The sequence below is a fragment of the Campylobacter sp. B0100352/1 genome (assembly GCF_020135855.1).
In the GTDB taxonomy this organism is placed as follows: domain Bacteria; phylum Campylobacterota; class Campylobacteria; order Campylobacterales; family Campylobacteraceae; genus Campylobacter_D; species Campylobacter_D taeniopygiae.
Window position 1 is genome coordinate 1 of the sequence record NZ_JACHTP010000020.1, and the last position, 24495, is coordinate 24495.

Annotated in this window: 19 protein-coding genes; 5 read left to right on the forward strand and 14 right to left on the reverse strand. The window is 30.2% G+C overall.

The annotated features are described in order from the left end of the window. Positions 1 to 16 precede the first annotated feature (16 nt). The 3 genes from H2279_RS06545 to H2279_RS06555 are packed head-to-tail and all read right to left on the reverse strand — an operon-like array spanning position 17 to position 4477. A complete protein-coding gene (locus tag H2279_RS06545) occupies positions 17 to 1384 on the reverse strand; it encodes a TolC family protein (protein WP_337195988.1) in 1368 nt (455 codons plus the stop codon). A 1-nt stretch (position 1385) separates the two neighbouring features. Then, positions 1386 to 3317 (reverse strand): ABC transporter permease, encoded by a 1932-nt coding sequence (locus H2279_RS06550; RefSeq protein WP_337195989.1) that lies wholly within the window; start codon positions 3315 to 3317, stop codon positions 1386 to 1388. Next, on the reverse strand, positions 3317 to 4477 hold the full coding sequence (locus tag H2279_RS06555; RefSeq protein WP_337195990.1) for an efflux RND transporter periplasmic adaptor subunit: 1161 nt from the start codon (positions 4475 to 4477) through the stop codon (positions 3317 to 3319). The genes H2279_RS06550 and H2279_RS06555 overlap by 1 nt, the downstream gene beginning before the upstream one ends. A gap of 194 nt (positions 4478 to 4671) precedes the next feature. Here H2279_RS06555 and dsbD point away from each other — a divergent pair, with 194 nt between their 5' ends. Beyond that, positions 4672 to 6378 carry a protein-disulfide reductase DsbD gene (gene dsbD / locus H2279_RS06560; protein WP_137624401.1) on the forward strand — a complete coding sequence of 569 codons (1707 nt, stop codon included), beginning with the start codon at positions 4672 to 4674 and terminating at the stop codon, positions 6376 to 6378. A gap of 275 nt (positions 6379 to 6653) precedes the next feature. Beyond that, positions 6654 to 7901, forward strand: a complete 1248-nt coding sequence (locus H2279_RS06565; protein ID WP_137624400.1) for a major outer membrane protein — start codon at positions 6654 to 6656, stop codon at positions 7899 to 7901. Between the two features lie 123 nt (positions 7902 to 8024). Here the strand turns inward: H2279_RS06565 and dnaJ are convergent, their stop codons facing one another. Beyond that, positions 8025 to 9143 carry a molecular chaperone DnaJ gene (dnaJ, locus tag H2279_RS06570; RefSeq protein ID WP_137624399.1) on the reverse strand — a complete coding sequence of 373 codons (1119 nt, stop codon included), beginning with the start codon at positions 9141 to 9143 and terminating at the stop codon, positions 8025 to 8027. 139 nt (positions 9144 to 9282) lie between these two features. Here dnaJ and H2279_RS06575 point away from each other — a divergent pair, with 139 nt between their 5' ends. Genes H2279_RS06575 through recR form a run of 3 tightly spaced genes read left to right on the forward strand, consistent with a single transcriptional unit; the run spans position 9283 to position 11769 of the window. Beyond that, the gene (locus H2279_RS06575) at positions 9283 to 9954 is read left to right on the forward strand and encodes a response regulator transcription factor (RefSeq protein ID WP_137624398.1); all 672 of its coding nucleotides are present in this window, start codon (positions 9283 to 9285) and stop codon (positions 9952 to 9954) included. After that, positions 9954 to 11201, forward strand: a complete 1248-nt coding sequence (locus H2279_RS06580) for an ArsS family sensor histidine kinase (protein ID WP_337196001.1) — start codon at positions 9954 to 9956, stop codon at positions 11199 to 11201. The genes H2279_RS06575 and H2279_RS06580 overlap by 1 nt, the downstream gene beginning before the upstream one ends. After that, positions 11185 to 11769, forward strand: coding sequence for a recombination mediator RecR (gene recR, locus H2279_RS06585; RefSeq protein ID WP_337195991.1), 585 nt, complete (start codon positions 11185 to 11187; stop codon positions 11767 to 11769). The genes H2279_RS06580 and recR overlap by 17 nt, the downstream gene beginning before the upstream one ends. On the opposite strand, the gene H2279_RS06590 is transcribed toward recR, so the two are convergent. The 10 genes from H2279_RS06590 to H2279_RS06635 all read right to left on the reverse strand — a co-directional run bounded on the left by H2279_RS06590 (position 11766) and on the right by H2279_RS06635 (position 24490). After that, complete coding sequence (locus H2279_RS06590; RefSeq protein ID WP_337195992.1) at positions 11766 to 12299, reverse strand: HyaD/HybD family hydrogenase maturation endopeptidase; 534 nt, start codon at positions 12297 to 12299, stop codon at positions 11766 to 11768. The genes recR and H2279_RS06590 overlap by 4 nt on opposite strands. Further along, positions 12296 to 12988: a Ni/Fe-hydrogenase, b-type cytochrome subunit gene (cybH, locus tag H2279_RS06595; RefSeq protein WP_137624395.1), complete on the reverse strand. Its 693-nt coding sequence runs from the start codon at positions 12986 to 12988 to the stop codon at positions 12296 to 12298. The genes H2279_RS06590 and cybH overlap by 4 nt, the downstream gene beginning before the upstream one ends. Positions 12989 to 12998: 10 nt before the next feature. Continuing rightward, positions 12999 to 14726, reverse strand: coding sequence for a nickel-dependent hydrogenase large subunit (locus tag H2279_RS06600; RefSeq protein WP_137624394.1), 1728 nt, complete (start codon positions 14724 to 14726; stop codon positions 12999 to 13001). A 2-nt stretch (positions 14727 to 14728) separates the two neighbouring features. Then, positions 14729 to 15868 (reverse strand): hydrogenase small subunit, encoded by a 1140-nt coding sequence (locus H2279_RS06605; RefSeq protein WP_337195993.1) that lies wholly within the window; start codon positions 15866 to 15868, stop codon positions 14729 to 14731. 96 nt (positions 15869 to 15964) lie between these two features. Continuing rightward, entirely contained in the window at positions 15965 to 17812 is a 1848-nt protein-coding gene (mnmC, locus tag H2279_RS06610) for a bifunctional tRNA (5-methylaminomethyl-2-thiouridine)(34)-methyltransferase MnmD/FAD-dependent 5-carboxymethylaminomethyl-2-thiouridine(34) oxidoreductase MnmC (protein ID WP_337195994.1), read from the reverse strand. A 1-nt stretch (position 17813) separates the two neighbouring features. After that, complete coding sequence (locus H2279_RS06615) at positions 17814 to 19781, reverse strand: N-acetylmuramoyl-L-alanine amidase family protein (RefSeq protein WP_337195995.1); 1968 nt, start codon at positions 19779 to 19781, stop codon at positions 17814 to 17816. After that, positions 19778 to 20872, reverse strand: coding sequence for a nitronate monooxygenase (locus H2279_RS06620; RefSeq protein ID WP_137624390.1), 1095 nt, complete (start codon positions 20870 to 20872; stop codon positions 19778 to 19780). Before H2279_RS06620 ends, H2279_RS06615 begins: the two co-directional genes overlap by 4 nt. After that, positions 20869 to 22077: a tyrosine--tRNA ligase gene (gene tyrS / locus H2279_RS06625; protein ID WP_137624389.1), complete on the reverse strand. Its 1209-nt coding sequence runs from the start codon at positions 22075 to 22077 to the stop codon at positions 20869 to 20871. The genes H2279_RS06620 and tyrS overlap by 4 nt, the downstream gene beginning before the upstream one ends. Positions 22078 to 22086: 9 nt before the next feature. Further along, positions 22087 to 24282: a RelA/SpoT family protein gene (locus tag H2279_RS06630; protein WP_137624388.1), complete on the reverse strand. Its 2196-nt coding sequence runs from the start codon at positions 24280 to 24282 to the stop codon at positions 22087 to 22089. Continuing rightward, positions 24266 to 24490: a DNA-directed RNA polymerase subunit omega gene (locus H2279_RS06635; RefSeq protein ID WP_137624387.1), complete on the reverse strand. Its 225-nt coding sequence runs from the start codon at positions 24488 to 24490 to the stop codon at positions 24266 to 24268. Before H2279_RS06635 ends, H2279_RS06630 begins: the two co-directional genes overlap by 17 nt. Positions 24491 to 24495: the final 5 nt, after the last annotated feature.

Below are 24495 nucleotides of genomic sequence, written 5' to 3' on the forward strand. Positions count from 1 at the left end.
TTTGGTTTTAGTTGATTTATTTTTTGGGATTAAATTTGAAAGATTTTTCTCCTATAGCAGTGATTTGATAATATAAATTGATCGTTTTATAAAGATTAAATTTTGCCCTCAAAAGTTCTTCTTCGCTAGAATTTAAAGCATTGGCAGCATCTAAATAATCTTTTAACTCGCTTTTGCCTAAATTATATTTTTCATAATAAGCTTTTTTGATCAACTTTTCTTTTGAGTTAATCTCTTCTAAATTTTTTAAAAGTGAAATATTGCTTTGATAATCCTTATAATTAAGCTCATATTCATTAATCGCACTTTGTAAAATTTGTTCGTATTCTACTAAAAGTTTATCGTATTCAAATTCTGAAATTTTGATATTTTGACGCACTCTACCATAATCAAGAAAAGGAAGGGAAATTTTGATATTTCCGCTTAAAATTTCAAATTTAAAACTATCATTAAAATTTTCATCACTGCCATTTAAAATTCCACCCAAAGAAATACTTGGCAATATGGATTTTTGCATAGAGGTATAATCTTTAAAAGCGGATTTTAGATTATTGATCTTAACTTGTACATCCGGACGATAAGCAAGTGCTTTTAAAGGAATGTTAAATTCAGGCTTTAACTCTTTAAAATCAGACAAAGACAAGGTTTTAAAATATTCTATATAAGAAAACCCCTCTTTTTTGCCTAACAAATCTTGCAAATTTTTAATCAATAAATTTCTATTTTGCTCATTGCTTAAAAGATTTTGCTTTGCTTTTAAAGCACTTTGCTCTAAATTCAGCAAATCAAGTTCTTCTATCTTTCCAAGCTCATATTTATAAGTATAAAGCTCTTTCATTTGAGTTAAATTTTGAAAATATTGTTCAAGTAAATTTTGCATATCATTAAAATAGGCAAGTTCAAAAACATCATTTAAAGCTGTATTAACCATGCTGATTTTTAAATTTTGCAAATCATATTCACTTGCCTTTGCGCTAAATTCACTTGCCTTTGCACTATCTCTTATCTTTCCATAAATGTCTAATTCATAACTTAAATTTAAAGCATTGTTAAAATTTTTACCTTCTAATCCTGAATTTAAATTTTTACTCTTTGCAAATCCCAAATTAGCACTCAAACTCGGATATAAATCATAATCAATCAAATCAGCCCTAGCCAAAGCACTCAATAAATTTAATCTCGCCACTTTAACATCGCTATTATTTTTTAAAACATAATCTATAAATTCATCCAAACGCTTATTGCCATAAGCTTTGTACCATTCATAACTTATATTTAAATCCTTTAAATCACTCTGTTTTATCGAAGGCTCTTTGGGTAAAACCAACTTTGTCCCACAAGCTGTTATAAAAAAACCGATTAAAAAGCTGATCAAAATTTTCATTTTATTCCTTTGATAAAGCATGAATAGGATTTAAATTCGCCGCATTTCTAGCAGGAAAAAATCCAAAAATCACTCCGATTAAAATTGAACTTAAAAGGCCTAAAAGTATAGAATATGCATTTAAAATCATCGGAAAATCAGTGCTTAAATGATTAAAAGCAAAGATCACAAATACAGATAAAATAACCCCCAAAATCGCCCCTATAGTACATATCATAATCGCTTCAATTAAAAATTGCATCATAATATCTTCTCTTCTAGCACCTATAGCCATACGAATTCCAATTTCTCTTGTTCTTTCACTCACAGAAACAAGCATGATATTCATCACACCAATTCCTCCAACCACAAGAGCGATGATCGCTACACAAATTGTAAGTATTGTTGTTGTTTTTTTATTTGCTGTATAGGTTTTTCTAAAAGTGTCAGAATTGAAAGTGAAGAAATCTTTTTGCCCTCTTTTAAGGGTTAAAACACGTATAATCGCACTTTCAGCTAAAGTAGAATCCATATCATCTTTAACCTTAACAACAATTTCACGCAATTTTTTATCTCCAGTAATTTTATTCATAAGCGTTGTATAAGGGATGTAAAGACGCACAACATTATCATCAAATATTTTATTTTGATCTTTTTTCAAAATTCCTATAATTTTAAAAGGTTGAGAATCAAAAATCACCACTCGGCCTAAAACATCTTCATTGCTTAATTCTGGAAATAAATTCTTTTTAGCATTAAAATCAAGAACGACAACATTTGAACTATGCTGCACCTCATCTTCACTTAAAATTCTTCCTGTATCAATCTTTAAGCCATCAATGGCAAAATTATTAACCCCTACTCCCTCGGCTTTAGCATTTAAAGAAATATTACTATAAGTTGCCACGCCTGAAGAGCTAGTGTAAGCATCCACAGCTTCTAAAAAATTCAAGCTTTTTAAAGTTTTTAGATCACTAAAATTAAGCCTCGTTTTACCCGAACGCAAATCTCCAAATCCTTTACCTGGAAAGATCTCTATACTACTTGTGCCAAGATCAGAAATAGATTGCAAAACTCTAGCTTGTGAGCCAAGCCCTAAAGCCACGACACAAACCACAGAGGCAATTCCTATAATAATACCAAGCATCGTTAAAATAGAACGCAACTTATGTGCAATTATAGAAGAATAAGCGATTTTAAAACATTCAAAAGCTTGATTTTTAAGCAAAGCTAAAGTTTTTCTTTCTTTCGTCATCACTCTAGGAGTAATTTTTTGATCATTTATGCTTTTTTTCTCTTTGCTATCGCTTAAAATTTCACCATCTTTTATTTCAATAACTCTTTTAGCTTGTTGGGCGATTTTAGGATCATGAGTAACTAAAACAATAGTATGGCCTTGCTTATTTAATTTTTGCAAAATTTCAAGCACCATAATCCCACTTTTACTATCTAAAGCTCCAGTTGGCTCATCAGCTAAAATCAATTCTCCGCCATTCATCAAAGCTCTTGCTATAGAAACGCGTTGTTGTTGTCCGCCACTTAATTCATTAGGCTTAGAATAAAGCTTATGACCTAGATCAAGATCACTTAAAAGCTCTTTAGATCTTTGTTTTCTCTCTTGCACATTTTTACCCGCATAAATAGCAGGTAAAGAAACATTTTCACTAGAATTAAATAAATTTAAAAGATTATAACGCTGAAAAATAAAACCTATTTTTTCACGTCTTAATCTCGCTTTTTCATCATGGTTAAGATTAGTAACCTCATACTCATCTAATAAATAATTTCCACTGCTTGGACTATCCAAAGTTCCTATGATATTAAGCAAAGAGGTTTTTCCGCTTCCGCTTTGACCGATAATTGCTACAAATTCACCCTTTTCTATATCAAGATTGATATTTTTTAAAATAGCATTTTCACCTATATTTTTATAGATATTTCTTAAGCAAATCATTAAAATCTCAATTTAATTTTTGATGCAAGTCCATCAGCACTAGAGCTGAGTATTAAATTCTCATTTTCACTCACACCTTGTAAAATTTCAGTATTAATAGCATCTTTAATCCCAAGTTTAACGTATTTTTTAACAGCTTCATCATTTTCTAAAACCTCGACATAATAACCTTTTTCATCGTTTTTAATCGCATAGTTTGGAACGACAATCACATTTTTAGCACTCGCAACGATGATCTCATTTTCAACACTCATACCTATACGTAAAAAATTATCTTTATTTGGAACATAAAATTTAGCATAATAATAAATCGCATTAGAAGTTGAACTAGAAGAACTTGAATCCGAATTTGAACTCGAATCACTCACTTCAGTATCAGCTGGATCGATGCTTTCTATTTTAGCATGATAAGTCTTTTGAGGATCGCTTAATAAAGAAAAATTAAGTTCTGTTCCTACTTTTATCTTACTCACATCCGCTTCGGCAACTTCCATTCTCACTTCCATTTCATCTAAATTAGCTATGCGAACTATAGTAGGTGTGTTTTGATTTGCATTAACAGTTTGTCCTTCATCAACTGCTACATTAATAATCACCCCATTAATCGGAGCGGTTATCGTGGTATAATCTAAATCTTTTTGAGCATTTTTAAGCGTGATTTCAAGCTGAACAACTTGTGCATTAAGATCGGCAACATTGGCTTTAAGAGTATAATAATTATTTTTTTGACTTTCTAAATTCTCTAAAGAAGTCGCCTTTAAAGCGTAAAGCTTCTTTTCTCTTTCGTATTGTTTTAAAGCAATATCTAAGGCAACCTTCTTGCTTTCTAAATTTGCCTTAGCACTTTGAAGTTCTGCTTTTGTAATATCCAAATCATTTTGCTGCTTATCTTTATCAATTTGAGCGATCAAATCGCCTTGTTTGACATAAGAACCCACATCCACGTAAAGTTTTAAAATTTGTCCGCTAACTTGAGCTCCAACATCAACTTGATCTTTAGCATAAACTTTTCCTATGGCCTCTATGGATTGAGATATATTGTCTCTTTGTATTTTTTGAGTGAGGTAAGTCACCTTTTCTTTATCATAAAAAAACCAATAATAAACCCCGCTAAGAATAACAGTCAAAAACACTACTATAAAAATAATCTTTTTTTTCATTAAAAACCTTATTAATTATTATTAATATCAATTTTAAAGTTTGAAAGTGAATTTTTTGTGAATTATTGTAAATTTTTAACGTTTAAATATAAGTTAAAGTATTATAATTTTTATTTTTTAATAAAAAAGCTTTTTTAATTTACTACAAAAAAATATAATTTCAATCAAAAACACATTCTAAAAAGGAAAAATAATTGCGTTTTATTATAATACTTTTATTAAATTTTTGCATTTCATTTGCTTCCATTTTATCTTTAAACGATGCTTTTCATGTTGATTCAAAAAAATACGATAGTTCTATTATCATCGATGTAAAATTAGGACAAGATATTTATCTATATGCAAACAAAATCAAACTTCACATTAACGACAAAGATATAACATCTTTTTTAAATTTTCCCCCAAGTGTTGAAGAAAATAACGAAAAAGTATATTTTAAAGAATTAAATTTAGCCTTGCCTAATTTACTTTTAGAACATTATGCTAAAAACAATCTCAATCAAATCAAATTCGAATTTCAAGGTTGTTCTAAACAAGGTTTATGTTATAACCCTCAAATTTGGTATCTAGATCTAAGCTATCAAAACAACCAATTTTCAGTTTCAAAACCTTACAAACAAACTAAACAAACCAAACCTAAAGAAACTTTTAATTCTCAATCCGAAGAAGGAATGATTGCTAATTTTCTAGCTACAAATAATCTTTTTTGGATTTTGCTTAGTTTTTTTGGCTATGGAATTTTACTCTCTCTTACGCCTTGTATTTTACCTATGATCCCTATTTTATCTTCCTTATTGATCGCAAAAAGCGGGGGTAAAAATTCTAAAAAACACAGCTTTTTTCTTTCTTTTATTTATGTATTTTTTATGTCTTTAGCATACGCAATTGCTGGAGTGATTGCGAGTTTTTTAGGTGCAAGTGTTCAAGGAATTTTACAAAAACCTAGCGTTTTAATTATTTTTGCGCTGATTTTTGTTCTTTTTGCACTTGCGATGTTTGATATTTTACGTTTTGAAATGCCTTTAAAATTTCAAAATTTCATACACAAAAAAAGCGATAATAAAAAAGGTATTATAGGTATAGCCATCATGGGCTTTTTATCTGCTTTGATCGTAGGACCTTGCGTAGCAGCTCCTTTGGCTGGAGCCTTAATATACATAGCAAATACCAAAGATGCATTGCTTGGCGGAAGTGCCCTTTTTATAATGAGTTTTGGCATGGGAATTCCTTTGCTTTTTATAGGCTTAGGGTTAGGATTTTTAAAACCTGGTGCTTGGATGGAAAAAATAAAAGTATTTTTTGGCTTTGTTATGCTTGCGATGGCCATTTGGATACTCTCTCGTATCATAGAGACTCATTACATTTTAATGGCCTTTGGAATTTTAGGTGTGTTTTTTAGTGTTTTTATGGGAATTTTTGAAAAAGCTCTTGATGCTTTTGCTAAGATTAAAAAAAGCATTTTGATTTTAGTTTTAAGCTATTCTCTTTGTTTATTTTTAGGTGGACTTTTTGGAGCAAAAGATTTTTTAAACCCTTTAAACTTTAGCACAAAGCAAGAAAATCAAGCTTTAAATTATCATTTTATAAACAATCTTGATCAAATCAATCAAGAAATAAAAAACAATCAAGCCTTAATGCTTGATTTTACAGCGTCTTGGTGTGAAAATTGCAAACTCTTAGATGAACTTACTTTTAGTGATCAAAGAGTTATTGATCAAGTTAAAAAATATAAATTGATCAAAGTTGATGTCAGTCAAAACAATAATGAAGACATAAAAACAATGAAAAAATTTAATGTTTTTGGACCGCCTGTTTTGATTTTTTTTGAAAATGGTAAAGAAAAATTAAAAATTACAGGTTTTATAAGTGCCGATGATTTGTTAAAAAAGTTAAAATCATGAAAACAAATTTTTATAAAAATTCAAAATAAGATTTAAAATTTTTATAATTACTTATCATTTACTTTTAATTTTTATACTTACAAACGAATACAAACATTCATAAGAAAACTCCTTAAAATTGCATCTAGTTGAGTTACATACTCGACTAGATTTTGTCTTTTTATGACTTCAAAATTAAATCCAAAAATAAACTTTAAGTATTTTTTAAGATAAACTCTTATTTTTTATGCTACAATTACATCGTTTTAATTTTAATTTTAAGAAGGAGAATTCTCATGAAACTAGTTAAACTTAGTTTAGTTGCAGCTCTTACTGCAGGTGCTTTTTCTGTAGCTAGTGCTACTCCAATGGAAGAAGTAATTAAAGATATCGATGTATCTGGAGTATTAAGATACAGATATGAGTCAGGTTCTTTTGATAAAAAATTTCCTGGTTATAGAAATGATTTAATTACTAGCAAACAAAACCATCAATACAGAGCACAACTTAATTTTAATGCTGCTATAGCAGATAATTTTAAAGCTTTCATTCAATTTGATTATAACTCAAAAGATGGTGGATTTGGAAATAATACAAATAATATTAGCAACACTAGCGATGGATTCCATGTTCGTCAATTATACTTAACTTATACAAACGAAGATGTAGCTACAAGCGTAATCGCTGGTAAGCAACAACTTAACACTATCTGGACAGACAACGAAATCGATGGTTTAGTTGGAACAGGTATAAAAGTAGTAAATAATAGCATCGATGGCTTAACTTTAGCTGCATTCGCTGTAGATAGTTTTAATGAAGGACAAGATCAAAAATATGGTGATACTGACGCTAGTCCTGTTTTAAATTGGCAAAAAAATCTTTATGGTGCTGCAGCTGTAGGTTCTTATGAAGCTCTTGGTGGACAACTTAACCCACAATTATGGTTAGCTTATATGGATGAAAATGCTTTCATGTATGCTTTAGATGTAGCTTATAGCACAACTATTTTTGATGGTGTAAATTGGACTCTTGAAGGTGCTTATTTAGGAAACTCCGTTGATAACAAACTTAAAGATACTACTGGAGCCGGTAATGGCAACTTCTTTGCTTTAAAAGGTGCTATTGAAGTAAATGGTTGGGATGCTAGCCTTGGTGGTTTATACTACGGTGATAAAGAAAAACCAACTTTAACTGTAATTGAAGATCAAGGAAATCTTGGTTCTTTACTAGCTGGTCAAGAAATTTTCTATACTGAAGGTTCTCAATTAAATGGTAGCCTTGGTAGAAATATCTTCGGTTACGTAACAGCTGGTTACACTTTCAATGAAACAGTACGCGTAGGCGGTGATTTCGTATATGGTGGAACAAAAACAGGCTTTGAAGGCCTTGGTGGTAAAAAATTAGAAGCAGTTGCAAGAGTAGATTATAAATACTCTCCAAAACTTGACTTCTCAGCATTCTATTCTTATGTAAATGTAGATAGAGATCATGGTGTTAAAGGCGATCACAACGCTGTAAGACTTCAAGCTCTTTACAAATTCTAAAAATCACTTAGAATTAAAACTTTTAAAGCTAGGTTTTATAAAACCTAGCTTTTTTTATGTCTAAAAAATCTTTCATTTTTTATAAAAAATGTTTATCAGTTGTCTTAGAAAATTTTTGATTGGCTATGATTTAAACCAATCAGCTATTTTTTCAAAAAATCCCTTTTGTTCTTGATGCATACCATCTTTAATCCCAAAACTTTCACTGAGTTTTTCTAAAAGTTCTTTTTGTTCATCGTTTAAAGAATTAGGAAATTTAATAGAAATTTGGACGATTTGATTACCGATATAAGAACTATGCACATCTTTTACCCCTTCTTTCTCAAGAACAAATCTTTGACCATCTTTAGCACCTTTAGGTAAATTTAAAACCGCTTCTCCTCGTATAGTAGGAACTTTCACACTCTGTCCTAAAATAGCTTGAGTAAAAAATACTGGATATTCTATATATATATCATTCTCATCTCTTATAAAAGTTCTATCCTCATCAACAATAATCTTAACGTACAAGTCGCCCCTAGAACCATTTTTACTTATATTACCTTTAGAATTAACTCTTAAATTCATCCCACTATCTACACCTTCTGGGATACTAATTTCAACTTGATCTTTTATCTCTTCATAGCCTTTACCTTTACAATCGCTGCATTTTTCACGAATGCTTTCTCCACTTCCCTTGCACTCCGGACAAGTTTGCGCAAAAGTGATAAATCCTTGAGAAATTCCTACTTGTCCGCTTCCTTTACACTTAGGACAAGTTTGAAGTTTTCCATCTTTAGATCCTGTTCCTTGACAAGTTTTACAAGAATTTTTATAAACAAAATCTATATTTTTTTTACATCCAAATATAGCTTCTTTAAAACTCAATCTTAAATTAACAATCAAATCACTTGCAAATTTTTCATCACTTGTTTTCTTACGACGCGATGAACGACCAAAACCATCACCAAAAAAGCTAGAAAAAATATCCCCTAAGTCCTCAAAACCTCCAAAACCAGAAGTATTTCCAAAGCCTCCCCCTTTTAATCCATCTTTGCCATATCTATCATAAATAGCGCGTTTTTCATCGTTACTCAAAACCTCATAGGCTTCATTGACTAATTTAAATTTGTCTTCAGCTTCTTTATCTCCTTGATTTCTATCTGGATGATATTTTAAAGCCATTTTTCTATAAGCTTTTTTTATCGTATCTTTATCTGCACTTTGTGTAATTTCTAAAATCTCATAATAGTCTAATTCCATATAAAATCCTTAACTTTTGTAATAAAAAATATCAAAAAAGCTAATTTTAGCAAAAATAAACTCAATAATTTATCAAAATTTAAATAAAATTATGTAAATATTATTAAAACGATAAAATAATAATGAAGGAAAACATTAAATGATTAACGTATTAATGATAGAAGATGATCCTGATTTTGCACAACTTTTATCTGAATATTTAGCTCAATTTAATATAAAAATTACAAATTTTGAAACCCCACAAGAAGCTTTAAATATGGGTATGCAAGGTTATGATTGTTTGATTTTAGATTTAACCCTACCTGGAATAGATGGACTTGAAGTCTGTAGAGAAATCAGACAAAAAAATAATATTCCTATTATTGTTTCTTCAGCAAGAGGAGATCTTAGTGATAAAGTAGTAGGACTTCAAATCGGTGCAGATGATTATCTTCCTAAGCCTTATGATCCTAAAGAAATGTATGCAAGAATCACTAGTCTTATTCGTCGCACAAAGAGAGTTGAAACTTCAAACAATGAAAATATCAATTCTGCCTTTAAAATTGATGAAAGAAGGCATGAAATCAGCTACAATGATAAAGTTTTAACTCTAACTCCTGCTGAATATGAAATTTTAGAATATCTTATTCAACAGCACAGTTATAGCGTGTCTAGAGAGCAACTTGTCAATCGTTGTAAAAATCTTAAGGATAAAGATTCTAAAAGTTTAGATGTAATCATCGGCAGATTAAGAACTAAAATCAATGATAGTTCCAAATCTCCAAAACATATTTTTTCCGTTAGAGGAATAGGATACAAACTTATAGGATGATTCAAAAAAAGTATTCTATTTATACAAAATTAGTTGTTTTATTTGTCGTAACCTTTCTTCTAGTTTGCATTCTTTTTATTGTTTTACTAAAAATTGAAGAAAATGCTTATGCTGAAGAAGGGGTTTTAAGACAAAAAAACCTCGTTAAAAATATGATCAATTCTTATAATCCAAATTTTAATATAGACGCTTATTTTAATAACAATAACTTTTCTGCTGTAAAAAATCCAGACTTAATACATACCATTAAAGAGGATGGCGAAATTCTTTTTTATGATAGCAATGATAAGGTATGCCATTTTATTTCTTTAAAATATCATAATAATCTTTATATCGATATTCAATGCGGTGATTTTAAAAAATTTTATAAAGAAAATATTAATGATAGAATTTACAATCTTTTATTGATAGGATTTTTCTTTTTTTCCTTTTTGGTTGTTTTTATGTATTTTTCAGTTTTAAAATCCCTTGAGCCTCTTAAAAAACTTAGAAAACAAGTTGCTGAAGCCGCAAATGGAAAAAAACCTGATTTTGTAGATTATCAAGAAGATGAAATAGGAAAAATTGCCTTTGAATTTAAAAAAGCCTTTACAAGGAATCAAGAATTAATACAATCAAGACAACTTTTTTTACGTACGATTATGCATGAGTTAAAAACTCCTATAGGAAAAGGAAGAATCATTGCGGAAATGATCAAAGAAGACAAACAAAAGGAAAGATTGATCGATATATTTTCGCGTATGGATTCTTTAATCAATGAATTTGCAAAAATAGAAAATCTTTTCTCAAAAAACTATAATTTGCATTTTAAACCCATCCATTTTAGTACCATACTTGAAGAAGCTAAAAATTATCTAATGAGAGATGATTTTAATAAAATTGTCAAAATTCACTTAAAAAGTGATGCTTTGATTAATGTTGATATGGAAATTTTTCCTTTAATCTTAAAAAACTTAATTGATAATGCTTTAAAATATTCAAGCGATGGAACTTGTGAAATATATTCTCATCATCAATATTTTGTTATTCAAAATCCAGGACGCAAATTAAGCGAACCTATAGAATATTATTTTGAGGCTTTTACCCGAGAAAAAGATGAAAAAGTAAAAGGGATGGGCTTAGGTCTTTATATTGTCTTTGAAGTATGCAAATTACATAATTTTGACATTATCTATTATTATGAAAATAATAAGCACTGTTTTAAAGTTTTTTTCGGAGAAAAAAATCATAATGAAACACAAAAATGATTTGGAAAAATTTAACAATTTAATTGAAAGTTTTTCAAATTTACCTACTATAGGCAAAAAAACTGCTATTCGTCTTGCTTATTATATATGCATAAATAATCAACTTGAGGGTATGAAACTTGCACACAATATTGAAAATGCCTTGCGTTTTATCAAACCTTGCCAACAATGCGGATCTTTAAGCGAAAACGAACTTTGCGGAATTTGTACCGATGAAGAAAGAAATAAAGACACCTTATGCATCGTTGAAACTCCAAAAGACATTCTCGTTATAGAGGAGAGTAAAAGCTATCAAGGCTTATATTTTGTATTGGATGGATTAGATAATGAAAAAATATTAAAACTAGAAGAAATGATACTAAAACAAAATAGCAAAGAATTAATTTTTGCCCTACCTCATAGTATTAACTCAGATGCAACTATTTTTTTTATTGAAGATAAATTTAAAAAATTAAATCTGAAATTTAGCAAAATCGCTCAAGGTATTCCAAGCGGAGTTAATCTTGAAAATGTCGATACCATTTCTTTAAATAAAGCAATTCAATATCGCACTAAAATTGAAATTTAACTCTTGTACGCATTATTTGCTAATTCTTGTAAAGAATAATTCTTAACTTTTTTACACTCAAAACCTTCTTTTTTTAAATAATCTAGCAAAGTTTTTTTCATAATTTCGCTTGATTTTAAAATTTCATTTGAAAGCTGAAAACTCATTGGCTCTATACGTTTAGGAATACAAGCTAAAATTTGAGTTTGAGGTAAATCACCCATTAATTCCATATATTGCAGAGTTTGAAGCATTTCAACTTCATGCGCACTTCCACTCCAATTAAGATTTTTTGGCATTGCCTCATAAGGAAAGAAAAATACATCTCCTATATTTGCATTATCAGCATCAATACAGTCTATTAAAATTACTCTATCATAACTTGCAATTATATAACTTAATTGTAAAGCTAAAGTTCCACCATCTATAAACTCTATACTATGAATGGGATGAGTAAATTCATAATTTTTTTTCAAAAAATTACAAACATGAACTCCTATGCCCTCATCCGCAAACATAATATTCCCTATGCCAAGCACAAGGAATTTCAATTTCTCTCCTCTTTGACATATTTATAACCGCTAAAAATCGCATCCATAGCACCATTTTTGCCTTTAACAGCATTAAAAATAGCCATATAAACATGAATAGGAACAAAAATCATCACAACCCACATTAAAATTCTATGATAAATTCTAACTTCTGCCAATCCACCCAATTTCGCTTCAAGTGGTTTTAAAAGATCATATAACATCCCACCTAAACCCTCATGATAGGTATGAGTGTAAAGAATAAGTCCTGTTAAAATGATACCAAGCATCACAAGATAAAATAAAAAATAAGTCACAAATTGCAAAGGATTATAAACACCTCTTAGGTGTGGATGTTTGCCTAAAAAAATATAAAATTTAATTTGATTAATCCAAAGCTTAATGCTAAAAAGATCTAAAATAGAAACACGCTCTTTATGACTGATTTTATCGCAAAAGAAAAGATAAAATTTAAAAATAATACAAGCAATTAAAACAAATCCTACAGCTTGATGAACTAAACGATATTTAGCCTGCATAAAATTTACAGGCTCAAAACTACTCATAGGACTTTGAAATACATAAGAAATATAATATCCAGTTCCTATTAAAATCACTATAGCAATCGCTCGAATCCAATGTGTTAAACGCAATCCGATGCTAAATTCATATTCAGCTTTTCTTTGTAATTTTTCTTCTTTACTGCTCATAAAAAGCCTCCTATAAATTTACATTGACTTTATATTCGCTTAAATTATTTCCTTTGGTATCCATAACATGCACAGCACAAGCTATACAAGGATCGTAAGAATGAATTTTGCGTATAATTTCAAGTGGTTGTTTAACATCAGCTATTTTAAGACCTATTAAACATTGTTCATAACTTCCACCTACTCCATTAGCATCTTTTGGACTCGCATTCCATGTTGAAGGAACTACAGCTTGCCAATTTTCAATCACACCATCTTTTATTCTACACCAATGGCTTAAAGTTCCTCTTGGTACATGACCCATATATCGGCCTCTATATTCACCATTAACCATTTTACTTGTATCTGGAGTATAAGGTGCACAAGTAGTTTGATCTACTTTTAAATTTTCTACCAAATTATCAAAGGCTCTTAAGGTATTATTAGCCACAATTTTAGCCTCCAAACAACGAGTAGCAGTTCTTCCAAGAGTGCTAAATACTGCATTTAAAGGAAGTCCTGTTTCTTTTAAAAACTCATCAACCACTGGAACAACATTTTTATTTCCTTTGGCATAATTAACCACTATATTTGCAAGAGGTCCAACTTGCATTGGATTTCCTTCATAACGTGGCGCTTTAATCCAACTATATTTTCCTTTAGTATCAAAAACCTTAGAATTAACCTTATTTCCATGATGATCTATACTATCTCCATCAACAAATCCTGTATAATTTGGATTTGTTTTGCCATCATAAGGATGTAATGGTTCATTATCTACATACCAAGAATGAGTCGCTTCTTCAGTAATTTTATTTTCATCTACCTCATAAACTTTACTTAAATCTCCATTTTTAATTATGCCGCTTTCAAATAACCATTCATTTTTTCCGAGTTGAAATTCTTGAAAAGTAAATAGATTATTTACCCCGATATCATTTAAAACACTAGCTTCATTTGCATAAGCTTTTCCTGCCATTACAAGATCTGGATAATAAGCACGGTTAACAAAATCTTGCACTTCTTGGAATTTACTCATATATTCTCCCATTCTTGAAGGGCTTAAAAGATCCATAACACAAGTTACTCCCCCAACGGTTAAGCTTTGCGGATGTGGATTTTTTGCTCCAAAAATAGCCATACATTGAGCAATAATTCTTTGGATTCTTAAACATTCTAAATAATGAGAAAGAACGATTAAATTTTCTTCAGGAGTCAAACGATAAGTTGGATGTCCATAATAAGCATTTGCAAAAGGCCCTAAATTGCCTTTATCTACAAAAGTTTTAAGTCTTTGTTTTACTTCAAGAAGTTTATCAGCCCCTGTTGCATAAGGATTTGAAGTATATTTAAAAGCCTCATCACTTGCTTTCTTAGGATCCGCACTTAAAGCACTCACCACATCAGCCCAATCAAGCCCATGAAGTTGATAAAAATGCACTATATGATCATGTAAAAAAAGAGCTGCATTCATCAGAGTTCTAGTAAGCAATGCATTTAAAGGAGGAATAATACCTAAAGCATTTTCAACAGCCACAATACCTGCTTTATAATGAGAAAATGTACATACTCCACAAATTCTTTGAGTCATAAAGCCCGCATCCCTTGGATCTCTTCCTTTAACAATGGTTTCAATACCACGCCACAAAGTAGAACCAGCATAAGCTTCTTTTACTACATTGTTATCATCAACAACAACTTCAACTCTTAAATGTCCTTCTATTCTTGTAATTGGATCAACGATTATTTTTTGACTCATTCTTACTCCTCATTTTTTTTCATAGAAGCAATCACAGCATGGGCAGCAATTGCAACTCCTGTAAGTGTTAATACGCCTATACCTATTTTATCTGAAACACTATCAGCACCCAAACCAAAAACAGTATCAAATTTATGGCTTGCCAAAGGCTCTTCAAAAGGTCCCATCTTATCCCAAAAATTTGGCTCAGAACATCCTATACAACCGTGCCCTGCTTGAATAGGCCAAGAGGTATGCTGATTAAACCTCTCTCTTGAACAATTGTTAAAAGTATAAGGCCCTTTACAGCCTACCTTGTAAAGACAATAGCCATTTTTCGCACCCTCATCACCAAAACTTTGTACAAATTCTCCTGCATCAAAATGTCCACGTCTCTCACAAAGATCATGAATTCTTAAACCATAAGCCCATTTTGGCCTATTATAAACATCAAGTGCTGGAAGTTCTTTAAAAAGTAGGAGTTGTAAAACATTACCTACTATATTTTTTTCACTTGGAGGACAACCTGGAACATTAATCACTGTTTTATTGGTAACCTTGCTTAAAGGTTGTGCGTTACTTGGATTTGGTCTTGCCGCTTGTATGCCCCCAAAAGAAGAACAAGTTCCAATAGCTAAAATCGCATAAGCATTTTCACTCGCTTCTTTACTAAGCTCATATCCAGTTTTTGCATGAGGCCCTATCGTAAGATAATGCTCTTTATCTCCACATGGAATACCACCTTCCACCATTAAAACATACTGACCCTTGTATTTTTCAATCGCATTTTCTAAATTTTCTTCTGCTTGCCAACCTGCAGCAGCCATTACAGTTTCATGATATTCTAAAGATATATAATCAAATATCAAACTATCAATCGTAGGTGTATCACTTCTTAATAAACTTTCACTACAGCCTGTACATTCTGCCATATGCAGCCAAATAACAGGCAATCTATCCGCTAATTCCGCAGCCTTTGCCACCATAGGTGCAAAAGTCGCTGGAAGTGCTAAAAAAGCTGTCATAGCTCCTGCCCATTTCATAAAATCCCTTCTACTAAATCCAGCTTTTTCCAAAGCTTTAGGAATTGAAGAATTAGGATTTAAAGAAGGAAGCTTCTCAAGCGCCGCTAAACGAGACTCTATTTGATTATAATCGACCATGAAATTTTCCTTAAAAATAAAATCATTATACTAATAATAGAACAATACGATTTAAAATTAAATAAAATCAAAATAATAAAAAAATATTTTTATATTTTATTTGCTTAAACCTTTTTTTAATTTTCTAATTAAAAATCTAGCTGGATGAATGTAAGAAATAAAATCTTTATCGATACATAAAGGTTCATTTTCAATCAAAGCACAAAGATAACGTGCAGCCAATACAGCCGTGGAAAAAGCTCGAGATCCATGAGCAAAATTTAAATAAAAATTAGGAATATTTTGTGGTAATTTTTGCTCTTTATTTTTCGTCCATAATAAATCTTTATAACACTTCTTATAGAATTTTTCATCATAAGCCGCACCAACAATAGCAAATCGATCGCTAGAATAAGATCTAAATCCTACTTTAGATCCTTTGCAAATCAATTTTTCATCCCCTTTTAAAAATTCTTCAATATTTCTAATATTTTCTTCATCATCTTCTATTTTGGAGTTAAAATCAGAACTTAAACGATCATAACTCGCCCCTATAACTTGAATTTCTTCATTTTTTGGACAAATATAAGCTTTTGATGAAAGCGGATATTGAATATCGCAAAAAGGCTCTAAATGAGTAACTTGACCGCGAACTTTGCTTAAATTCATAAAATCATAGGATATAAAATCCTTAGTATCTGCACCCATAGCATAAATTAAAATTTCTGATTGGTAAATATCTTTTATTCCATCAAAAAAAAGATTAAAAGTGCCATTTTTATGCTGATAATTTTTAAATTGATGATTAAAATAAATCTTAGCCTTACTTTTTTCAAATAAAGCTTGAACAAGTTTTTTTGGTTTAATATGGCCACCATCTTTTAAAAACGCTTGATTATTTTTAATATCAAATAAAACGTTATTTTTTTGAGATAAAAAACGCTCCTGTATTAAATCATTGTGTGCAATTTCTATAACTCCGTCTAATTTTAAATCTAGTATTTGTTTATAAAAGCGACTCGCTTCAATAAAAGCGAGTTGAGAAAACTCACCCAAAGCAACATCAGGTTTTAAAATCAAAGAACTTAAAATTCCACTTTCATTACCGCTAGCACCTCCTCCTAAGCAAGGATTCTTTTCAAAAACGCTAATTTTAAAACCTCTTAAAGAAAGCTCATATGCTAAAACTGCCGCACAAATACCTGCACCTATAATTGCTACTTCTTTATTTTTTATTTTTTGAGACACTCTTTTAAAATATGCTTCTTGAAACATTTTTTGATCTGTTTGATCTTTTTCAAAAAAAGCTTGAATCATCTCTCTTTTTCTAAATCCTTTGATTTTTTGAATATAAAAACCATTTTTTTGAAGATTTTTTTGAAGTAAGCTAGCTGCAGAAAAAGTGCAAACTTGTGTTCCTTTTTTTGACAATCTTGCCACCTCAAACAAAACATCATCATCAAACATAGCGGAATTTTTACTCGGAGAAAAACCATCTAAAAACCACACATTAGCTTTAAAATCAAGTTTTTTTAAAATAGAAATATCATCAAATACAAGATCTAAAAAGCAATTTTTAAAATAAAATCGATAATATCCTTCTTTACAAGGAGGATAAAATTTTAAAAAAGGCTCAAGCACTTCTTTAAAATCCTCATAAAATCCAAGTTTTTGATAAATTTCTCTTAAAGTTTCTTTATCGATATAAAATTTTTCTACGCTAATATAAAATAATCTTTTTTGATGACTTTGTTCTTTAAGAAATCTTTTTAAGGTTAGAAAAAAATTAAGCCCTATACCAAAACCCGTTTCAGCGATAATAAATTGCTCTTCATTGCTCCAACTAAAAGCTTCAGTATAAATATATCTACTCTCTTGAATCCCATCTTGTGAATTAAAATAAAAATCATCAAAATCAAGAGAGAAAGGAGTATTATCTTTAAAAATTATATTTGCTTTTTCCATTTTAGCGATTGTGATAGAAATAGCTATCTACTCCATCAGCAATTCCCTTAGCTAAAATATCTTGAAAAGTTTTACTTGCAATTCTTTGACCTTCGCTCGGATGAGTGATGTATCCTATCTCAATTAAAATCGCTGGCATTTGTGCTCCAACAAGGACCCAAAACGGAGCCTCTCTTACTCCACCATCAACTATTTTATATTTTTTTCGTGTTTGGGTTAATATATTTTTTTGCACATCAATAGCGAGTTTATTGGATGCTACAATTTTTTCACGATTTAAAAAATTTAAAATACTTTGTTTTGAAAAATAATTGATTTCTTCAAAATCCCCTTGATTCTCTTTTTCGGCAGCTTTTTTACTTCTTTCACTTCTAGCAGGACTTAAAAAGAAAGTTTCCACCCCTTCAGCACTTTTAGCTTTTTTTGCATTAGGTGCTGCATTAGCATGAACAGAAATAAATAAATCCGCCCTTTTATCATTGGCAAATTTAGTTCTATCTCTTAAATTAATGAATTGATCGGTGCTTCTGGTATAAAGGACTCTGTAACCTCTTTTTTTAAGCTCACTTCCAAGTTTTAAAGCTGTGCTTAAAACGATATTTTTTTCTTTAAGAGTTCCTTGTTTATTACCTAAAGCTCCACTATCTTTTCCCCCATGTCCTGCATCAATAACAATAATTTTTTTTGATTTAAAATTAGAACTTAAAACATTTTTATTGTTATTGTTTTTATTTTTTTTATCATCACTTTTGGATGTTTTTTTATTATCCTTTTGAAAGCCTAAAGTTAAACTTTTATCCTCTAAATTTTTAGAAATATCAAATTCTTTTGGAGAGCTAAGAACAATTCTAACTGTTTTTGGGTTATATTGCGTTACAGTAATATTGTTTTTACCAAAGGTAAAATTTTTACGATTACCCTCTAGAATTCCTTTGAAACTTACAATTTGTCTGAAAAACTTTTGATCTTTGGAACTAAAAACCGAAATTTCATCGTCGCTTAAAGTATCGCTTAGATTAAGTATTACTGCATTTGAAATTTTATCAACATCTAAGACATATAGAGGGTCTTTTTTATCTTGTTTTGGTTTTTTATCTTGAGAATTTTGTGCTTTAACTGGCTTAATTTCTTGTTTTTTTGGCAAATCTTTTTGCGTTGTTTCTTTTTTTGGAGTTTTTAAAACGGTACTAGATTGTTTTGAAATTTTTAATTTTTTATCATTAAAATCAAAAGTGATAGGAATTCTTTCTTTGGCATAAATCACAATGCGAATCGTCTTTGGGTTGTATTGGGAGATGACTACTCGGTAATCATCCATCTTATATTCTTTCTTTCCTCCCTCTAAAACCCCATTAAAATCACTGATATGGCGGTAATTTCCTTTTTCATCTAAAACAAAACTTTTAACATCATTTTCATTTAAATTTGTATTTAGTTTAAGCTCGACACTTTGGTTAATCTTGTTTGAACTTAAAACATAAATTTTATCATTTTCTTTTTTTGTATCTAGGGAATTATTTTGAATCTGTGGTTTTTTTTCTACCTTTTTATTTATATCTTCATCTTTTTTTTCTTTAGAAATATTTTTTTGACTTTGAGTTTGTGAAAAAGTAGAAATTTCAGTATTGTTTGGAGAATTATTTCTTTTTTTATCCTTTATAACAGCTTTTCTTAAAGCATTAATGCTTGATTGACTAACTCCACTTTCTTTCAACTCTTCTGCGTAAGATCGATCGTCTAAATTTAAAACATTTGAACTTATAATTAATCTTTTTAAAAGTTCTATCTTAGTTTTTTCATCCTCATTAATAACACTTTGAATATAAAGACTTTTTAATTGCTGATGAAATTTTATCTGTGCATCAGCTTTAGATGTAATAAAATTATTATCAAAATTATCAAGCTCTTTTTCATACGCTCCAAAGCAAAGATTAAAAAAAACAAAAAATAAAAATAAAAATTTAATCATTCTTCACCATTAACAAGCTTATCGATTAACTCTTTAACACTGATTAATTTATCCAAACGATATCCATTTGCTCCTGTAAAAAATAATCCTGTTTCTTTTTTTCCAGACCACGCATCAAAAAGTCTATCGGCTATACAATATCCAACTTTTGTAGCCTCTTTTCCTCTACCACAAGGAGCTACACAATTACTAATGCAATTTATCTTAGGCCCCATTCTTTTATCGACTAAATCAAGTAAATTAGTTCTTACACCTCTCGCAGGATATCCAACTGGAGATTTAATAAGTTCTATATCTTCTTCCTTGCAAGATAATAAAACATTTTTAAAATCATCACTAGCATCACACTCAAAAGTACCAATGAAACGCGTTCCCATTTGCACTCCACTCGCACCCAATGCGATCGCATTTTCAATATCTTTCTTATCCCAAATTCCTCCTGCTGCAATCACTGGAAATGAACCCCAATTTTTAGCTTCTTCAACCACTGGAGCAATTAACCTCTCCAACTGATAATCTGGATCAAGACATTGTTCATAAGTAAAACCTTGATGTCCCCCACTTTTTGGTCCTTCAAGTACTACAGCATCTGGCAAACGATTGTAACGGTTTTGCCATCTTTTACAAATGATTTTTAAAGCCTTAGCCGATGAAACAATAGGCACTAAAGCAACGTCTGGAAAATCCATAGTAAATTCTGGCAAATTTGTTGGAAGTCCTGCACCTGAAACAATAACATTAAATCCAACTTCACAAGCATCTTTAGCAATTCTTGCATAATCATTACTTGCACAAAGTATATTGCATCCCAAAGGTGCATCGCCACAAACTTTTCTAGCATTATCGATCAAAGCTTGTAAGCCTTTTCTTGAGTAAAAATTCTCACTTCCATAAGGTTTAGCATTAAGTTCTTTACTTACATAAGAGCGATTTTCATAATACCCTGTTCCAACAGATGAAATTATGCCAAGCCCACCATTTAAAGACACAGCTGAAGCTAACTTATCCCAACTAATACCTAAACCCATCCCCCCTTGAAAAATGGGATATTTAATTAAATGTTTTCCTATTTGAAGAGATTTAAAACTCATTCCTTAACCTTTAATTTTGCAAATTTTCTTTTACCCATTTGTAAAATATATTCTCCAGTATTTAATTGCATTTGTTCATCATTAATTTTTTGCGAATTCACACTCACTGCATTAGCACCTATACTTCTTCTTGCAGCAGAGGTTGAATTTTCTAATTCACACAATACTAAAGCTTTAGCTAACCAAATACTTTCACCCTTAAATTCAAATTCTTTAATTTCACTTGGCAAGGCATTAGCACTATGAATTCTATCAAATTCTTCTTTTGCAAATATTGCATCTTCTTTAGTGTAAAAACGCTCAACAATCTCTAAAGCCAAATTTTCTTTAGCTTTTTTAGGATGTAATTTAGCATTTTTTATATCATTTCTTATATCTTCAAGCTCTTTTAAAGTTTTTTGACTTAAAAGCTCATAATATCTAAACATTAACTCATCACTAATACTTAGAATTTTAGCATACATATCATTAGGTTTTTCTGTAACACCTATATAGTTGTTTAAACTTTTACTCATTTTATTAACACCATCTAATCCTTCTAAAAGGGGCATCATTATCACCGCTTGTTCTTTACCTGTATTGTAAATTCTTTGAAGATGTCTACCCATTAAAAGATTAAATTTTTGATCAGTTCCACCCATTTCTATATCACTTTTTAAGAAAACACTATCATAACCTTGAAGCAAAGGATATAAAAATTCACAAATACTAATGGAACTTTGCTCTTTAAAGCGTTTTGTAAAATCATCACGCTCAAGCATTCTTGCTACGCTAAAGGTTGAAGTAAGCTCTACCAAACCGCTAGCTCCAAGTTCATTAAGCCAAACGGAGTTAAATTTAATCTGTGTTTTTTCTTTATCTAAAATTTTAAAAACTTGTTTTTCATAAGTTTTTGCATTGATTAAAACCTGCTCTTTATCTAGTTTTTTTCTTGTAGCATTTTTACCGCTTGGATCGCCAATTTGTCCTGTAAAATCACCGATTAAAAATTGTACTATGGCTCCATGTTTTTGCAAAAAAGCCATTTTGTTTAAAACCACGCTATGTCCTAAATGCAAATCAGGCGCCGTAGGATCAAAGCCCGCTTTAACGAAAAAATTTTCACCCTTTTCATAATAATTTTTTATTAATGATTCTATTTTTTCTTCATCGATAAGCTCTGCACACCCTCTTTTAACTTCGGCTAAAATATCTTTTATGTTCATTTTTATCCTTTAACTTTCTTTATAGGCATCGTTTAAAGATACAAAATCTAAAATTTTACAATGAATTTTTAATCTCTCGCGAACACTATCTGGATTTATGTTTTCTGGAATTTCCATTGTTATTTCAAAATAATCCACGGTTGAGTTTATATCTTTTGCCAAATTGATTGTCAATAAATTAATCTGCATTTTAGCTAAAACTGCCAAAAACTCTGCTAAAACCCCTTTTTTATTTTCTAAAGAAAAAATAAGTTTGTAAGATTTTGGTATATTAGAATCCCATTTGATAAAAACCATATCTCTTTTTTTATCTATCATTTTTTCTGCTCTATCACAAAGCTTATGATGCACAATAGCATTTCCGCCCTCTACAAAAGCAACCACAGCATCGCCTCTTTTAGGATGACAACAATAGTCAAAATCTACATTAGCTATTTTATGATTAGAATAGATTAAAAAATTTCCTATATTGTATTCTTGAATTTCATATTTATCAAACCAATAAGATTTTTTTGCATATTTTTTAAGTCCATTGACAATATCCTTAAGATAGGTATTATCATTAGCTACTTCTCGTATGCGTCTTCCTAAATTTTCTTTTTCTATCCAAGCTTCTATTTTATTTTTATCCACACCAAAAACAAAACTAAGCATATTAATAGCACTTGCGAGATTAATTTCTCTTATTTTTTGCTTACAAAATTCTCTAATACTAGCTTTAGCTTTTCCTGTTTTAACACTATCAATCCACGAACAACGATAAAATTTATCTTCACTCGTTACAACGCGAACAATATCACCATTTTTTAATTCTGTAAGCAAAGGAACTTTAACTCGATTAACATAAGCACTTTTTGCATGAAGTCCAATTTTAGTATGCACTTCATAAGCAAAATCAAGAGCTGTTGCTCCTCTAGGTAAAGTAAAAATTTCTCCTTTTGGAGAATACACGGCTATATCTTCTACATAAAGGCTATCTTTAGCGTATTCATAAAGTTCAATAGCATTGTAATCTTCCGCATTTTGAGGATTGTTAGCACTTTGTATTGAAATATCAGTTAGCCAATCTAAATTTGGCGCAACAACACTACCGTCTTCTTTATATTTCCAATGTGCAGCGATCCCAAATTCTGCAATTTTATGCATATCAAAAGTTCTAATTTGCGCCTCAATAATATTTTTTGTATCAAAAAGTGTTGTATGTATCGTTTGATATCCGTTTTGTTTTGGCAAAGCTATATAATCTTTAAAACGAGAAATTAAAGGATTGAAATTTGTATGTAAAATTCCCAAAGCCAAATAACAATCACTCACTTTTTCAACTAAAATTCTCACACCTAATAAATCAAGCACTTCTTCTATACCTATACCTTTTCTTTGCATCTTAAGATAAATAGAATAGCTATGCTTAATACGCTTTTGAATTTTAAAACTTCCTTGCCTAAAACCATTACTTAAAAATAGAATTTCTATTTTTGAAATGAATTCATTAAGTCCTAATTGCATTTGCTGATCATTAGAATTAATATAATTATCTATTATATTATATTCATCAGGCATCAAATATTTAAAGCTTAAATCTTCTAAGTAATTTTTAATACTAGAAATTCCAAGCCTATGTGCTATAGGAGCATAAACAACTAAGGTTTCTTCACTAATTCTTTTTTGCTTATCTTCTCTTAAGGCGTCTAAAGTTAGCATATTGTGCAGTCTATCACAAAGCTTGACGATTAAAACACCCACATCTTGAGTGCTTGCCAAAAGCATATTTCTAAATGTTAGTGCGGATTTGGTTAAATTTTTTTTCGATTTTGAAGAAATGAGATTATCTTCTCTAATTTCTATTATTTTAGTTAATCCTAAAACCAATTTTAAAACATCATGTCCAAAAGTTTTACTTAACTCTTCTTCTGTACATTCAGTATCTTCAATAATATCATGCAAAAGAGCGGCCAAAATAGCAGCTTTATTATCACTTAAAAAGCCTACTAAAGTAGCCACTAAAATAGGATGTATGGCATAAGGCTCACCGCTTTTTCTCATCTGTCCTTCATGGTAAAATACACAATATTCTACCGCTTTTTCTAAAGTAGAATCACTTTCGCAAACGCAAAAAAGAAGTTCTTTTGCCCTTGTTAAGTCCTTACAATTTTTAACATCATCAATGAGTTTTTCTAACAATAAATCCTCATCGATCGGTCTCACCTAAACCCTCTAAAGTGATTTTATCTTCTGCTATTTCAAATAAAGCGATGTCAGCAAATTTTAATTTATTTTTATCAATATCAACTAAAGGTGTAGCTCCATCAGCTAATTGCTCTGCTCTTTTAGCTACCACTAAAGATAAACGATAACGATCATCTCCCATTTTTTTTAGAGCTTTTGCTGCTATCTCTTCTATTCTGCAATCCATTTTTT